The sequence below is a fragment of the Spirosoma arcticum genome, assembly GCF_054779955.1.
This window is the reverse complement of record NZ_BAAGXG010000003.1, coordinates 359,025-373,793: the sequence shown is the minus strand read 5'-3', so window position 1 is coordinate 373,793 and position 14,769 is coordinate 359,025. Positions and strand designations below refer to the sequence as shown.

11 protein-coding genes are annotated in these 14,769 nt (G+C 56.3%); 8 read left to right on the top strand and 3 right to left on the bottom strand.

Translation table 11 applies throughout. The annotated features are described in order from the left end of the window. Nucleotides 1-114 precede the first annotated feature (114 nt). Nucleotides 115-960 (bottom strand): DUF2490 domain-containing protein, encoded by an 846-nt coding sequence (locus ACYVHB_RS08785; RefSeq protein ID WP_461051328.1) that lies wholly within the window; start codon nt 958-960, stop codon nt 115-117. 115 nt (nt 961-1,075) lie between these two features. Here ACYVHB_RS08785 and ACYVHB_RS08780 point away from each other — a divergent pair, with 115 nt between their 5' ends. Further along, on the top strand, nt 1,076-1,831 hold the full coding sequence (locus ACYVHB_RS08780) for a TlpA family protein disulfide reductase (RefSeq protein WP_461051327.1): 756 nt from the start codon (nt 1,076-1,078) through the stop codon (nt 1,829-1,831). On the opposite strand, the gene ACYVHB_RS08775 is transcribed toward ACYVHB_RS08780, so the two are convergent. Beyond that, nucleotides 1,821-2,771 (bottom strand): mechanosensitive ion channel family protein, encoded by a 951-nt coding sequence (locus tag ACYVHB_RS08775; protein ID WP_461051326.1) that lies wholly within the window; start codon nt 2,769-2,771, stop codon nt 1,821-1,823. The genes ACYVHB_RS08780 and ACYVHB_RS08775 overlap by 11 nt on opposite strands. A gap of 58 nt (nt 2,772-2,829) precedes the next feature. On the opposite strand from ACYVHB_RS08775, the gene ACYVHB_RS08770 reads away from it, so the two are divergent. From ACYVHB_RS08770 to ACYVHB_RS08740, 7 genes are all read left to right on the top strand, one after another. Further along, nucleotides 2,830-3,996 carry a cysteine desulfurase family protein gene (locus ACYVHB_RS08770; protein WP_461051325.1) on the top strand — a complete coding sequence of 389 codons (1,167 nt, stop codon included), beginning with the start codon at nt 2,830-2,832 and terminating at the stop codon, nt 3,994-3,996. Nucleotides 3,997-4,032: 36 nt separating this feature from the next. Continuing rightward, on the top strand, nt 4,033-4,614 hold the full coding sequence (locus ACYVHB_RS08765; protein WP_461051324.1) for a peptidylprolyl isomerase: 582 nt from the start codon (nt 4,033-4,035) through the stop codon (nt 4,612-4,614). Between the two features lie 168 nt (nt 4,615-4,782). Then, a complete protein-coding gene (locus ACYVHB_RS08760; protein ID WP_461051323.1) occupies nt 4,783-5,346 on the top strand; it encodes an RNA polymerase sigma-70 factor in 564 nt (187 codons plus the stop codon). Between the two features lie 79 nt (nt 5,347-5,425). Then, nucleotides 5,426-6,496, top strand: a complete 1,071-nt coding sequence (locus ACYVHB_RS08755) for a FecR family protein (RefSeq protein ID WP_461051322.1) — start codon at nt 5,426-5,428, stop codon at nt 6,494-6,496. 38 nt (nt 6,497-6,534) lie between these two features. Then, complete coding sequence (locus tag ACYVHB_RS08750) at nt 6,535-10,008, top strand: SusC/RagA family TonB-linked outer membrane protein (RefSeq protein ID WP_461051321.1); 3,474 nt, start codon at nt 6,535-6,537, stop codon at nt 10,006-10,008. A 67-nt stretch (nt 10,009-10,075) separates the two neighbouring features. Then, on the top strand, nt 10,076-11,704 hold the full coding sequence (locus tag ACYVHB_RS08745; protein ID WP_461051320.1) for a RagB/SusD family nutrient uptake outer membrane protein: 1,629 nt from the start codon (nt 10,076-10,078) through the stop codon (nt 11,702-11,704). Nucleotides 11,705-11,731: 27 nt separating this feature from the next. Continuing rightward, on the top strand, nt 11,732-12,400 hold the full coding sequence (locus tag ACYVHB_RS08740) for a hypothetical protein (protein WP_461051319.1): 669 nt from the start codon (nt 11,732-11,734) through the stop codon (nt 12,398-12,400). Between the two features lie 105 nt (nt 12,401-12,505). On the opposite strand, the gene ACYVHB_RS08735 is transcribed toward ACYVHB_RS08740, so the two are convergent. After that, nucleotides 12,506-14,503: a glycoside hydrolase family 97 protein gene (locus ACYVHB_RS08735; protein ID WP_461051318.1), complete on the bottom strand. Its 1,998-nt coding sequence runs from the start codon at nt 14,501-14,503 to the stop codon at nt 12,506-12,508. Between the last annotated feature and the right edge of the window lie 266 nt (nt 14,504-14,769).

Below are 14,769 nucleotides of genomic sequence, written 5' to 3'. Positions count from 1 at the left end.
ACTAAGTTAACTTCATTTCTATGAAAGTATTGATTTAACTTGATTGTTTTGCGCATTTTAAAGAAAAAGTAGCTGTCATTCAATTACGCCTGCGCTGTTCATAACATCGAATTATTACTCCGGCCCCGAATCCGATCCGGCTTTTGAGCGACGGCGGTTTTCCAGGTAGACGAGTACGTGCAGGGCGTGGTTCAGCCGGAATGTTCGCAGCCGCTCCGTTTCATTCGTTTGAATTGAGAACTGGTTCAGGTAGCCCAGTTCCAGGCGTAGATTTTCCCGCAGTCGTCGGCCTACTGCCACGTACGTCCGGTTCTGATCGAAGCGCTGAACCGATCTCGACACCACCGCCATTGGTTCGAGGCTCAGGTGGGTGTACCAGCCCGAATTCGTTCCGCTGATTGGCCTGATCCAGCGGGCCATGGCCCGCAACCGGACGTTGAACCGGTCGGCCAGCACTTGCTGCGACTCGCCGTCGGACAGAAACACGTAGGTATTGGACAGGGTGTCCGTGCGTGACGGCCACCGGAGTTCGGTGCGAAACCGGGTGATGAACTCGCCGTTGCCAGCCGGTTTGGTGATCTGAAGTTGCGGAATGACGCGAACTTCCTGAAAAAACGTTGTCGGCTGACGATCATTGGGGCGGCTCCAAGTCCACCACAGGCCAATGGGCGACAGGGATAGCCGCACGGGTTTCGAGATCTGATAGCCAATCCAGGGGCGGAACACCTGCTGAAGCGGGTAGCGAAAAACGTTCAGGTCGCGGCCGTTGTTGTCTTCGGCCTGCCGCCGGTACTGGTGATCGAGCTGGAAACTCCATTTGCCCGCCGTTCGATACGCCAAATTAACTTCCGACCAGAACACCGGCCGGTGGCGAACCTCGTGGCGGTAGGTCTGAGCAGTGATTGTCAGCGAAAAGAGCAGGAGAAACGGTAGGCCAGCACGGGTAGTTATCAAGCGCATTTGAGGAGTTGAGTGTAGCAGCGCTAACTCGTTGCAACGAGGGAAAGTTTCGTCCGATTGATTCCCATTCCTTAAAATTGAAGGCTATTTTTGGCCAAAATCAAACGTTACAAGTATGACCTTTTCTTATCGAAAACTAAGTAGTGCTGCGTTCGTTATGTTGCTGTTTTTGGCCCTTTCGGTAGCGGCAGTAAAGGCACAGGTTACAACCCACACGGGCGGTGTTCGTACCGAAAGACGGATCAACGAAAATACGCCCCTGTTCGACAAAAAGACAGGCCAGCGTGTTTCGTTCCAGGAATACCAGCAACGGATGAAAAACGATCCGTATGCGTATTATTTGGAGCCTGTTTACGACGAGTACGGCAAACCAACCTCCTACATGATCCGGCCCACCACAGCTGACGAAAAGGTGACGCACCGCTTCTATGACCGCGATCCGGCGAAGCAGCCCAAAGTAGGCCAGCCGATTGCGCCTTTCATAATGACGGGCTTAGATGGAAAAACGTACCGTTCGACTGATCTGCTGGGTAATGTAGTGGTTCTTAGCTTCTGGATTAGTTTAGAGAAACCGTTTTGGGGCGATAAGCAGGCGGTGGACTTTGGCAATGTTGTGCGTCCTTACCAGTCCGAAACAAGCCCCGTGGTATTGGGCGTCCTGAATAGCGGCCAGCCGCAGGTAGCTGATCACCTGAACACGAAAACGCTGCTGTTTATGCCTGTGCCGGATGCGTACGGATTTCACGATAAGTATCAGGTTTCGACCATTCCCTCGTTCGTCATTATTGACAAAGCCGGTAAGGTAGCCGGTTTTATTGAAGGGCCAGATTATGAGAAGCTGAAGCAGATTCTGAGCAGCGTCATGCGATAGGAGCGCGTGTGCTCGTCGCCTGATGCTCCTGTTCCTCCCGTTTCCGCTTTTTCAGGTCAAACGTGTGGGGTGGAAACATCATCAGAATGTCGTTCTGATCGAAGGCGGTTTTCAGTGCTTTGATCGCTTCAGTCGTAGCTACGGACGGATTGGTTTTCGTTTGGTCGATCCAGAACCAGACGTAGGCCTGCACGTTGTCGAGTGTGAAACTTCGATAATGCACTTCGACGGGCTTGTCGGGGTGGACGAATGGCAATGACTGAACGGCCTGAATCGCTACCGTCTGGGCTTCGGTCAGGTCGTCGATGTAGGAGATGCCGTAACTTAGTTCAATTCGCCGTTGGCCGGTGCGCGAATAGTTCGTGATGGGTTTTTGAAATATGTCTTTACTCGGAATCTCGATGGTCTGTCCCTGAAAATTATCGAGCAGAATGGATCGCAGCTTGACGTCGAGCACTTTACCCGTAAAACCGTTCGTTTCAACCACATCGCCGACCTGAATGGGCCGGGCCAGTGCAATCATCGTTCCCGAAATAAAGTTGGCCGTCAGGTCCTGAAACGCGAAGCCCACCGCCAGCGCAATAACACCGGCCCCGGCCAGCAGCGAGGTTACGGCCTTGTCCAGCTCCAGTACGCTCAGGGCGATAAACAAACCCAGTGCCACAACGAGCACCCGCACAACCGCCCCCGTCAGGTTGATAACTGAATAATTGTCGCTGAACCGGTCGAAGCCGCGCATGATCAACCGGCTAATCCAGCGCGAGAGAAACGAGAACAGGACCAGAATCAGGATGGCTAAGGCCAGCTTAGGCACGTAGCGAACGACGGTACGGCCCCAGGTGGCGAGTTCGGTGTAGATCAGCCCGGCGGCCTGCGAATAGTCCATAGTGTGCAGCGTAGTGGTGGGATGGAAACGATGCGAAGTTGGATAGTGTTTCATTCACAGGCCCGTTCGCCGTACCTTTGCGTCGATGATTCTGGCCAACAACGACCTGATAATGACCGCGCCCACTCCCGTTTACCTCGATAATGCCGCCACGACCCGGCTTGATCCTGAAGTACTCGACGCCATGCTGCCGCTGATGACCGAGCAGTTTGGCAATCCGTCGTCCATTCACAGCCACGGCCGGATGGTGCGAACCGCTATTGAGCGGGCCCGTAAAACGGTCGCGTCGCTGTTGAACACATCACCCGCCGAGATTTTCTTTACGTCGGGTGGGACCGAGGCCGACAACACTGCCATCCGAAGCAGCATCGAAACCTACGGCATTACCCACGCCATCACGTCCCCAATCGAACACCATGCCGTATTGCACACGCTCGAACACTTAGCCAAACAGGGTACGGTGCGGTTAAGTATGGTCAACGTGGATGAGCAGGGGCACGTTGATCTGGCGCATTTGGAGCAGTTACTGGGTAGCTTTCCGAGATCCTTCGTGTCACTCATGCACGGCAATAACGAGATCGGTAATTTGCTGGATATGCACCGGATAGGGGAGTTGTGCCGCCACCACGACGCTATTTTTCATTCCGATACAGTGCAGACAATGGGTCACTTCCGGCACGATCTGCAAACGCTGCCGGTCGATTTCATCGTGGGAGCGGCCCATAAATTTCACGGTCCCAAAGGCGTTGGTTTTTTGTACGTTAACGCGGAGCGGGCCAATATCCACCCGTTCATGTACGGCGGGTCACAGGAGCGCAACCGGCGGGGCGGCACCGAAAACGTGTACGGCATTGTGGGACTGGCGAAAGCACTGGAAATTGCTTACCGCGACATGGACGACCACCGGCAGCACATCACGGGGTTGAAACGCCGGATGATTGCTCAACTGCGCGAGAAGATGCCCGAGGTAGGGTTCAACGGCGACTCGGCCGACGTGGAAAACAGTTTATACACCGTCCTGAACGTGAGCTTGCCCGCTTCGGAGCTGAGTGATATGCTGTTGTTTAGCTTAGACATTGCGCGAATTTCGGCGTCGGGTGGGTCAGCCTGTTCGAGTGGTTCCAACGTGGGTTCGCACGTGCTGTCGGCGCTGCCGGGCCTGGATCAGGAGCGTGGCTACGTAAGGTTTTCCTTCGGGAAGTACAACACCGCCGACGAAATCGACTACGCCGTCGACACGCTCGTAGGGCTGTATCAAAAGGAAGCGAAACTGGTATAAATAAACTCCGGCCAGAAGCCGTTAACCGTCAATTCTATGCCACACCTCTTATTCTTAGTAGTCACTGCCTTCTCGTTATGGACCGCTCCAAAGCCCAAAAAAACGTATCCGGTTGGTCAGATTAAAACCAGCAAGGGAGAGGTGCTTTTCTGGCTTTATGAGGAAACGCCCCGCCACAAAGCCAGTTTCATCAAACTCGCTAACCAGGCTTACTGGGACAGCCTGACGTTTAACCGGGTTATCAACGATTTCGTTGCGCAGGGCGGCTGCCCCGATACACCGGCAGGATTTTCCGGGTCGCCTTACCTGCTCAAACCGGAGTTCGTCCCCACAATCCGGCACGTATACGGGGCCGTTGGAGCCGGACGTGATAATAATCCAGATAAATTATCGGCAGGCTGTCAGTTCTACATCGTGCAGAACAAGAAAGGCCTGGCCCGGCTGGATGATAAGTTCACCGTATTTGGTCAGGTGTTCAAAGGAATGGACGTGATCGACGCGATTGTGTCGGTTAAGACTGATTCTACCGACACGCCCCTGTCGCCCATCCGACTGGATGTGAACATCGTTAACCTGACGGCTTCAGAATTGAAAAAACGAGGTTATACGGTTCAGTGATGAGACAATCGACTCGCCGTTGATACGCTGGTGGAACTGTACTAACCCTCACAACTGAGTTAGCACCCGGTCATCCTCTTTTTGCCCATGTCGTCCGCAAGCCATTCACACTTGTCCGCTATTTTTCATTATTATGCGAATAAATAGCAGGAAACAAGAATCATCCGGGTGAACGATACGGATAAGCAACTTAGGGACTGGCTGAGCCAACTGGCCGGGCAGGACGATCAACGGGCGTTCCGGTGGCTGTTTGAGCGATTCTACCCGGAGTTGATGCGGTTTGCCGTGTTCTACGTAAAAAGTCGGGAAGCGGCCGAAGAAGTGGTGCAGGACGTGTTTCTGAAGATCTGGCAGTTGCGTACCACCCTCCTCGCAATTCTCAATTTCCGCGCCTATCTGTTCACTACCACGCGCAACCACTGCCTGAATTATCTCCAGAAAAACAAGTCCGTATTCATCCACGTCGATGACCCATCCGTGCCGGATACCGCCGGGGATGACGACAATCCGCAGCAGCAACTGGAATTCCGGGAAACGCAGCGGAGCGTCGAAGCGGCCGTTGAGGCTCTGCCCCCGCAGTGCCGGTTGATTTTTCAGTTGGTGAAAGAACAAGGCTTTTCGTACCGGGAAGTGGCCGAGTTGCTGTCTCTGTCACCGCGCACCGTCGAAACCCAAATCAGCATTGCCCTGCGCAAACTGGCCGCTGCGCTGCGCTTTTTATCGGAATCGTAGAAAATAATCTGAAAATTTTACCGAATCGCTTACGGGTTGGGTCTGATAAACCTGTCTTTGCTGGTGAAACCCCAACGCAATGCCCGATTCTATCAACTGGACGCTGATTGGTAAAGTACTCGCCGACGAAGCAAACGATACGGAACGACGCGAATTCAACGACTGGCTGTCGGCCCATCCCGAACAGCAGCCCGTGGTGGACAATTTGCGCCGGTTCTGGCTGACGCCGGACGCGAGACCAGCCAATAAGCCGCTGGACGTGGCAGCCGCCTACCAACGGCTCCAGCGTCGCCTTGAAAGCGAGCCACCCCCAGTAGACGAAACACCGGCGCGGCCACTCTGGTCGGTTCGGCGGTGGTCGGGCTGGGCCGCAGCGGCTTCGGTGACCCTGCTCATTGGGGTCTGGGGCTGGCAGCAGTTGCGATCTTCCCCCGACGCCCTGCCGGTTGTCCAGCAAACCAACCCCAAAGGCACCCGTTCACAGATTCACTTAGCCGACGGCAGCACGGTCTGGCTCAATGCCGACAGCCACCTGAGTTACCCCAAAACGTTTACCGGTGCCCTGCGCGAAGTAACGCTGGAAGGCGAAGCGTTCTTTACCGTTACGCACAATCCAAAACAGCCGTTTGTTGTTCGCTTAGCTACGGGTTCAGTGCGGGTGCTGGGTACGTCGTTCAACATCCGGGCCTACCCCGGCGACAGCACCGTTGAAACGTCGGTCGTGACGGGCCGGGTGGCATTTGTCCCCAAGCCAGTAACCACCGGCCAACCGGCGTCGGCCAGTCGTCAGTTGCCTTCTACGAAAACCGATACTCTGTTCCTGCTGCCCAACGTGCGGGCCATTCAGTCACTGAACCGACGATCTGTCGCTACGCAGCCAACGGTAGCGGCTAATCAGATTGCCTGGACGGAGTCGAAATTAGTGTTCCGCAACACGCCGATGGGCGAGGTTGCCAAAACGCTCGAACGCTGGTACGGTACACCCGTATCGCTCGAAGGTGAAGCCCTGCGCCAGTGTCCGCTGACGGGTACGTTTCAGAACCAGAGTTTGCGGGAAGTGATGACCTTAATTGCCATGACCAACCGGTTTCAGTACGAGTTAACCCCGACACGGGTGACCATCAAAGGCCCCGGCTGCGCTGGTCAATAAGCCCGTTATCTGTAGCAGTTTCCTAAATCAACCAATCCATGAAAAATTGCTTTACCCGCTGGCTGCTGGTTTTGTCAGGACTCAGTTCGGCGTTATCGGCGCAGGATGTGGCCAGTACCAGTGCCTTAGTGTCGCCCAAACAACGCACCGACGTCCCCATCGTGACCCTGTCGTCGGAAGGCCGGACGCTGGATTTGATTCTGCGCGACCTGGAGGAACAAACTAAGTATACATTCGTCTACAGCAACGAGCAGTTCCGGCAACTGAAGCCATCGGTCGTGGCGGTTCGCCAACCGCTATCGGCAGTATTGACATCGCTGCTGAAACCCGTCGACGTGACGTACCAAGTGGTTGGTACCCAGATCATTCTCTCGAACCAGGACCGGACCCTTACCGGCCGGGTAACCGATGCCGCCAACGGCGAAGGGCTGCCGGGTGTGAACATCACCATTAAAAGTACCAGCCGGGGCACCACGACCGACGGCGGGGGTAACTACCGGCTTACCCTGCCCAATGAGCGCGTTGCGTTGATATTCAGCTTTGTGGGGTACGTGCCGCAGGAAATTACCCCCGGCAGCCAAACCAGCCTGACTGTGCAGTTAGTACCCGACGAACGGGCGCTCAACGAGGTGCAGGTCGTTGCGTTCGGCGAGCAGCGCACCCGCGACCTCACCGGCTCCATTTCGTCGCTCAAAGCGGCCGACATCCGGCTTAACACGGCGGCAAGTCCCGACATCGCTTTCCAGGGTCGGGCACCCGGCGTGCAGATTACGCAGGCGGGCGGCACGCCCGGCGGGGCCGTGCGGATCAATGTGCGGGGGGTGGCCTCCATCAATTCCAATTCGCAGCCACTGATCGTGATCGATGGGGTGCCGGTGCTGACGGGGGCTTTCGGAGCCGGGGGCGTGGCCATGAACCCGCTGTCGGAACTGAACCCCGACGATATTGAAAGCATGGAAATCCTGAAAGACGCGTCGGCGTCGGTCCTGTTTGGGTCGCGGGCGGCCAACGGCGTGTTGCTCATTACGACCAAAAAGGGCGTGAAAGGCAAACCGAAGTTCGACGTCAGCTACCAGGAGGGCGTGAACACGGCTACCAACCGCGTCGATCTGGTCGATAACGGGGTCGATCACCTGAACATTCTGAAGCAGGCAGCCCGCAACAACGTGCGGGCTGGCCTGGCTCCCCAATCGACCAATTTAGCCAGTCTGCTGCCCACGGGTATCCTGCGCGGTACGCTGGCCCCGGCCCTCGACCCGTTGCTGGCCGATTCGACCACGCTTTACAACACCAGTACGAACTGGCTCGATCAGGTGCTGCGGTCGGGCCGTTTCCGGCAGGCCACGTTGGGCGTCAGCGCGGGTACCGATAAGCTGCGGGCCTACGTCAGCGGCTCGTACCGGGGCGAAAACGGGATCGTGGTGGGGCAGTCGTTTCAGCGGGTCAGCGGCCGGGCCAACCTGACGTATATTCCCGCTAAATTTCTGTCGATGGGGATAAACCTGTCGGCTAATGAGGTTGAGGTCAACACGGTTCCCATCGGCAGTTCGTACCGGACGGCGCTGGGCGCGGCCTTACCCGCCTACCCGGTGCAATTAGCTGACGGTTCGCTGTTCAACGGCATTGCCAACGGCACCAATAATACCTTCAGCATCGGCACGAACCCCGTTTTTTTTCGCAACAACTACAGCAACGTAGCCACCACATTCCGCAGCACCAATACCGGCTTCATCGACCTGAAACCGGTAGCCGGGCTGAGTATCCGGACTGAAGTGGGCTATGATTTCCAGCGCACCCGCAGTGATGTGCTGCTGAATCTAACGCTGTTTCCGGCGGGTATTGCCGGAGCGGAACGGGGCGGTAAAGGGCGCGCTGATAACCAGAACATCGGGAACCGGACGTTCAATATTAACAACTTAATCAGCTATACCCGTACGTTGAGCAAAGACCACCGGCTGACCCTGCTGGTGGGCAACAACCTGCAAAGCACCCGCTCCGACAATGCCACCTACATTACCGAGAACGTACCGGAGGGGGCCAGCCGTGGCCTCGACACGGCCCGAACAGTGGTCTATGACAACCAGCTTTCTTTCCGTTTTGTATCCTATTTTGGGCGGATCAATTACGCCTTCCGTGACCGGTATCTGCTCGAAATCAGTGCCCGCACTGACGGGTCGAGCCGCTTTGGACCGGGCAAGCGCTGGGCTACCTTCCCCGGCGCATCGGTTGGCTGGGTGGTTAGCGATGAATCGTTCCTGAACCATTCGTCGGTGGTTAATTTTCTAAAACTTCGCGCCAGCTACGGCCTGACAGGAAACGCTGATATTGGGGATTTCTCCTGGCAGAAAGTTTTTACGTATGTTGGCTACAATGCAGCGATCTACGGAGGTGTGCAGGGTGGGCAATTCACCAGCCCCGGTAACACCGACCTGAGTTGGGAATCGACCCACCAGCTCGACATTGGGGCCGACTTTCGACTGCTGGACCAACGCCTGAGCGGCACCATCGACTATTACAATAAGGTGTCCGACGGGCTGCTGCTCGATTACTCGCTGGGGCCACTGGCCGGTACGATCAATAATGTGATGACGATTAACCTCGGCTCGGTCCGTAACCGGGGCGTTGAGGTGAGCCTGAGTTCGCGCAATATCGACCGCAAAAGCCTGCGCTGGACCACCGATTTCAATATTGCCCGCAACGAAAACCGGGTGCTCAGTACCTATGATGCTCCCTTTCTCAACTTCCCGTCGCAACTCGTCAACGGGCCGAACATTGCCACGCCGGGCTATCCGCTGGGTAATTATTACATGGTGCAGTTCGCGGGTTTTGACCCCGTAACGGGCAACGAATTCTTCTACGAACGCGACCGCTCGGTCTTTTCCAACAACGGTCAGACTGTCAGGACGGGTAACCTCTGGGACGGCACGATCACCAACCAGGCGGGCAATAACCAGCTCATCCTCGATAACCGCACGCCCTATCCCGTCTTCTTCGGCGGGCTAACCAACACGCTGGAAGTGGGCCGGTTCGATCTGAGTGCGTTGATCTATTACCAGGTTGGCAACTGGATTTATGACCAGGGCGAACGCGTTCAGAGTTATCCCGTTGCTGGTCAGGTGCTGCGCCGGACCATTCCTGGCATTGGTGATGTGCAGCAGGCGATTCGCCGGGGCGACAACGCGTCGCTGAATGGGCTACAGTGGGCGTCGAACGTGCGGGGCGTTGAGTCAACGCGCTTCCTGCACAATGGCTCATTTGCCCGGCTCAAGAACGTACAGATTGCTTACAACCTGCCCCTTGAAACGGCTCGTAAACTGCGGCTCAGGAGCCTGCGCGTAACGCTGACGGGGCAAAACTTGCTCACCGTTACCAAATTCAGGGGCTGGGACCCGGAGGTGTTCCGAAACAGCGGGGCGTCGACCAATGGCGATGCCAACCTGTCGCCGGGCCTAACAAATAACGATTTGCCACAAGTCAAAACGTACCTGATTGGCCTGAATTTCGGCTTTTAATTTCCTGCCTGACAAGCCTATAAACGGCCAGACGACTTAGAAACACGGGCCTATCAGCTCTATACTTATGAAATACCTACTTCCGATCTTCGCACTGCTCACGCTCGCTGGCTGCGAAAAGTACCTCGACGAGGTGTCGTCCAAACAATTGATTCAGGCGCAGAACGTCAAAACCGTTCAGGAATTAGAGATTCTGACCACGGGTGCCTACGCGGGTGTTGCCCGGAACGCGGCTTTTGGCGGTAACGCGCTCGTCATTGGCGAATCGTTCGCCGATCTGGTGGCGATCAACAACGCCAGCTTCCGCAATATGCCCGGCCGACCGTCGCGGGTGTATACCTGGACGCACCGAGAAGAGGATTACGGCTTCCAGGCCGAGTTTTTACAGTGGAGCACGTTTGGTCTGAACAACGCCAACAACGTGCTGGAGATTTTGCAAAGCGGGCAGGTGCAGACATCGGGCATAACCGACCCCCGGCGCGATATTACCCAGCAGCGCAACCGGCTCGAAGGCGAAGCGCGGTTTATCCGGGCCATGTGCGTGTTCGAGCAGATGCGCCTACTGGCGTATCCCTGGGGCCACACGCCCGACAACAGCCACCCCGGTCCCATTGCGGCCTATCGCTCGCTGTCGGATTTTGGCGATCTGACCTATCCACGTCTGAGCGTCCGGGCGGCTTATGACTCGGTGCTGACCGACCTTCGGCTTGCCGAGCGGCTGCTACCTGAGAACTATTACCCCGCCCGCCACCTGCCCGACTACCAGCCCCGAGCCAACAAATACGCGGCACTGGCGCTGATGGCCCGCGTGTATTTCCAGCAGGATAATGTTGATAGCTGCTTAGCCGTCTGTAACCGGCTGCTGGGTACGGGCACTGGCTACCGGTTTCCTTTAGTGGCTGGTAATCAGATGCTGGCCAGTGTCTTTCAGCGCACGGGCATCACACCAACGACCAACTCGGCCACCCGCGACGAGGTGATTTTTGAATTGGTCAACGTGGTGGGGCGCAACGTGCAAACCATTACCGGCGCACCGTTACGGACGCATTACGTGCTGCAATCGCCCTACACACCTGCTCAATTAGCCAACGTTGATGCGCTCACCAGCGGGCCGAACCTGCGCATGAGTCAGTGGTTCAAAACCCTCGCCAACTTCGACCGGAGCCGCGACTTGCGCTACCGGAACCTGATCGACACCAGCCAGGCCACCACCGCAGCCACGCTCTGGAACAGTCCGAACCGCCTGTGGTTTAGTCGGAAGTGGGGCACTCAGGGCACAACCAACCCCGGACCGGCGCAGGGCGTTAACTCGAATATCCTCCTGTACCGGTCGGCGGAGTTTGTGCTGATGCGGGCCGAGATGGCGGCCCGGAAGAATGATTTCGCTCTGGCAGCCGTCGACCTCAACGCGGTGCGGCAGCGGGCTGGCCTGCCCGCTCTGAACGCAGCGGCTACCGTACTACTCGACGAAATACGGACCGAGGTGGTGCGGGAATTATTTACCGAAGGACAGCGGATTCATGACCTTAAACGTCGGCGCGAGTCGGTCGATCCGGAAGATCGTAAGCGCTCACCCAACGGGGCTGACTGCGCCGTAGCGAGCTGCCAGCCTGTTCCCTGGAACAGCCGCTTTACGGTATTTCTGGTGCCGCAGGTGGTGCTGGATCGCAATCCACAGATGGTCCAAAACGATTAAAACGAGATCACATAACCGGCAATCCCGATGAAAACACTGCTCATTAGTTTCACCCTGTTCGCGTTGCTGGCCTGTCAGGACGACTCGCTGCCTACGCTGGCCACCGGCGACGAAGCCCTTAAGACCCAGTTGCGTGGGGTATGGCTGCCCACTCAGCTTCAGATTAAGTATCAGGTGGGCCTTATTCCCGGTCAGCGCGATACCACCATTACCCTGACCCCCACTACGGCCCCGCTGCTGGTGCCGACCCGCGCCAATGTGATCATGCCCTTCACCGATACGCTCCACATCGGTACGGTGGCCACCGCCCGCGTGGACACGTTTTTTACCCATAACCGGGGCCTCCGCCAGCAGGGTAATTTCTTCCTGACCACCGGAGCCGATGGCGCGTCGGTGCTGCGCGTGGCCCGCCCCACCTACGCGCGGGGTGCCCTGACCCGCTGGAACTACGACTTTGTTTTCCACGGTACGGTACTGCCCAACGCACAGAGTCAACCGGCTTACAGCTACACGACCTACGCTAATTACCCGCTTACCATTCGCGAGGTAAGCGCTAACCGGCTGGTACTGGGTTTTCAAACAACGGGTAGCATTGGCAACCTGCCCCAGATAGCCGTAACCCCGGCTAACCAGGGCCAAAACACCACCTGGGCCGGTCGGGTGGGGCTGATTACGGCAACGTTCACGAAACAGTGAGAGATCTGTAGATTTACCGACCTGTGCCACGGCTCGTTGGATCTTTTCATGTCAATTCGCTACAGAGCATAAAATGCTGATTTTAAGACTTTTAAGCTCTGTACACTATTTCCTGCGCAACCGGACAACAAATCCACCACCCGGTGCCAGGTGTACTATCAATGGATCACTCGCCCGAATGGTCTTCGCCGTTAGCTGGTAATCGACGGGGTTCCGGTCGGCGTTGAGACCGTCGGTACAAAGCGTAGCCTCGAACGTTCCAGCGCCTAAAAAGTCCAGCGGTAGGGTCAGATCCCGCGCCGTCCAGTCGGTAATGCCGCCAATGTACCAATCGGTGCCCCGTCGTCTGGCCGTGACGATATAATCCCCTAACTGCGCAGCCAACACCCGGGTCTCGTCGAAAGCGGCCGGAATCGTGCCCAGAAATTCCATGAAGGCCGGTTCTAAATAAGCCTGTGCCGGGTTACCGGAAAAGATGGGCATGGGGCTATCGTATACGACAAACATGGCTAACTGATGGCAGCGGGTTCCCTGCGACATAACCTTGCCGGCAATGGGCTTGAATTGGGCTTTTGTGGCGTTTTCCAGCAAGCCTGGTTCGTAATCCATTGGCCCGCTAACCATTCTGATAAACGGCAGTAACAGGTCGTGCTCGGGCGAAACCTTGTGGCTCCAGATGTTGAATTCAGATCCTAAAACACCCTCCCGCGTGATGGCGTTGGGCCAGGTGCGTTCAAACCCGGCCGATTTATAGGCACCGTGAAACATAATCATGATCCGGTGGCGGGCACAGGCCTCGGCAATTCGCGTGTAAAACTGAACCGTTTTCTGGTCGTCACGATCCATGAAATCAGTCATGATGAAATCGACGCCCCAGTCGTTGAACTGCTTTAGCGCGGGCTCCAGCTGGCGGTCCAGCGTCGAGCAGAGCGTCCACATGCTTAGCCTGATTCCCTGCGATTTCGCGTAGGCAGCCAGCTCAGTCATGTTCAGGTCGGGGTTGATTTTGAACAGGTCTTTATAGTCCGACCAGCCCGCATCGAGCAAGATCCGGTCAAGCCCAAACCGTTTGGCGAAGTCAACATAGAATTTATACGTGGCAGTATTGATGCCCGCCCGGAATGGTACGTTGAAGAGGTTGATGTTCGTGATCCACTCGTCGGTACACTTGCCCGGACGCACCCAGGAGACGTCGCTCAATCGACTTGGTGCGGCCAGCCGGTACACCAAGTCGGTTTCGGGTAAGGTCGTGTCCGTACCGATGACCAGCACCCGCCACGGAAACAGGCGTTTGCCCCCGGTCCGGGCAATGAAGTCAGCCCGGCGGGTAACAATCAGTTGTGGAAACTCGCCATTCGTCATGCGTTCGGACAAGGGAACCGGGGCAAAAACGCCCTTCAGCGCCTGCCCCTCTTTGGCCAAAAACATACCCGGATAATCGTCCAGATCGGACTCGGTAATGACGATTCGGGGGCTGTTGGCCGCCCCGGCGATTAAAATAGGGGAGAAGGCCAGCACCGTATCGTGCATCTGGCTCAGCGGCACAATCGAGTACAACTCTTCAAAAGACGTATGGTACCGGTCGGCGTCCGTACGCTTCTGAACCGCCGGAAAGTAAACCGTTGGATCGTTGACTAAAGCGAAGCGGGCCGTTTCGTGGCGAATCGTAATCGAGTCCGGGAAGCTGGTCTGAAAACGGTAGGCTACGCCATCGTCGTAGACGCGAAACAGGAGAGCGTGGTTGTCTTTATACTCCAACGTTAGCTCCGTAAAATGATCGGTAATCAATCGGCGTTTGGTAACGACCGGTGGCACTATGCTATCCCGCACGGAACGAACGCGGCTTCGGCGTACGGCCGCTCCAACCGCTACTGACTGCCCATTGGTTAGGGTCATGGCCACGGCCGACCAGTTAACCAGAGGTTGTCCCGCATAGGTAACGGCATAGCGGGTACTATCCGTTACGGCAACAGTTAAGGCAATGCGTCCGTTGGGTGAGGTAATGGTCCGTTGAAAGGGGCGGGGAGCGGCCTCGCCAATGAGACTGGCCAGTAAGAGCAAGGGTATAAAGTAGCGCATAGTGGCCGGTAAAATGTACTTCATAAAGTTCGGTAAGACCGGCCACTACTCGTTTTTAAGTACTCCCATCTCCGCCTACTTCTTCACGCTATGGGTGGGTCGATTGTCATGGCATTGGCACAAAGACTTCCCCCGGCTCAGCTTGACTCGCATTTTCAATAAACACACTGGTCTGCCACCCACCGAATTTCGGGAAGGGCGATATGAGTTGCTTGCACTCTGTGTTACCCTGCTTCTTTTGTTGCAGTGAGTAGAACCGGTTACGGATAGGATTATTACAGGTAAGTAAA

Excerpts from the sequence above, each read along its gene's own strand:
- ACYVHB_RS08785 (WP_461051328.1), bottom strand. The coding sequence starts at position 960 with ATGCGCTTGATAACTACCCGTGCTGGCCTACCGTTTCTCCTGCTCTTT.
- ACYVHB_RS08780 (WP_461051327.1), top strand. The coding sequence starts at position 1,076 with ATGACCTTTTCTTATCGAAAACTAAGTAGTGCTGCGTTCGTTATGTTG.
- ACYVHB_RS08775 (WP_461051326.1), bottom strand. The coding sequence starts at position 2,771 with ATGAAACACTATCCAACTTCGCATCGTTTCCATCCCACCACTACGCTG.
- ACYVHB_RS08770 (WP_461051325.1), top strand. The coding sequence starts at position 2,830 with ATGACCGCGCCCACTCCCGTTTACCTCGATAATGCCGCCACGACCCGG.
- ACYVHB_RS08765 (WP_461051324.1), top strand. The coding sequence starts at position 4,033 with ATGCCACACCTCTTATTCTTAGTAGTCACTGCCTTCTCGTTATGGACC.
- ACYVHB_RS08755 (WP_461051322.1), top strand. The coding sequence starts at position 5,426 with ATGCCCGATTCTATCAACTGGACGCTGATTGGTAAAGTACTCGCCGAC.
- ACYVHB_RS08750 (WP_461051321.1), top strand. The coding sequence starts at position 6,535 with ATGAAAAATTGCTTTACCCGCTGGCTGCTGGTTTTGTCAGGACTCAGT.
- ACYVHB_RS08745 (WP_461051320.1), top strand. The coding sequence starts at position 10,076 with ATGAAATACCTACTTCCGATCTTCGCACTGCTCACGCTCGCTGGCTGC.
- ACYVHB_RS08740 (WP_461051319.1), top strand. The coding sequence starts at position 11,732 with ATGAAAACACTGCTCATTAGTTTCACCCTGTTCGCGTTGCTGGCCTGT.
- ACYVHB_RS08735 (WP_461051318.1), bottom strand. The coding sequence starts at position 14,503 with ATGAAGTACATTTTACCGGCCACTATGCGCTACTTTATACCCTTGCTC.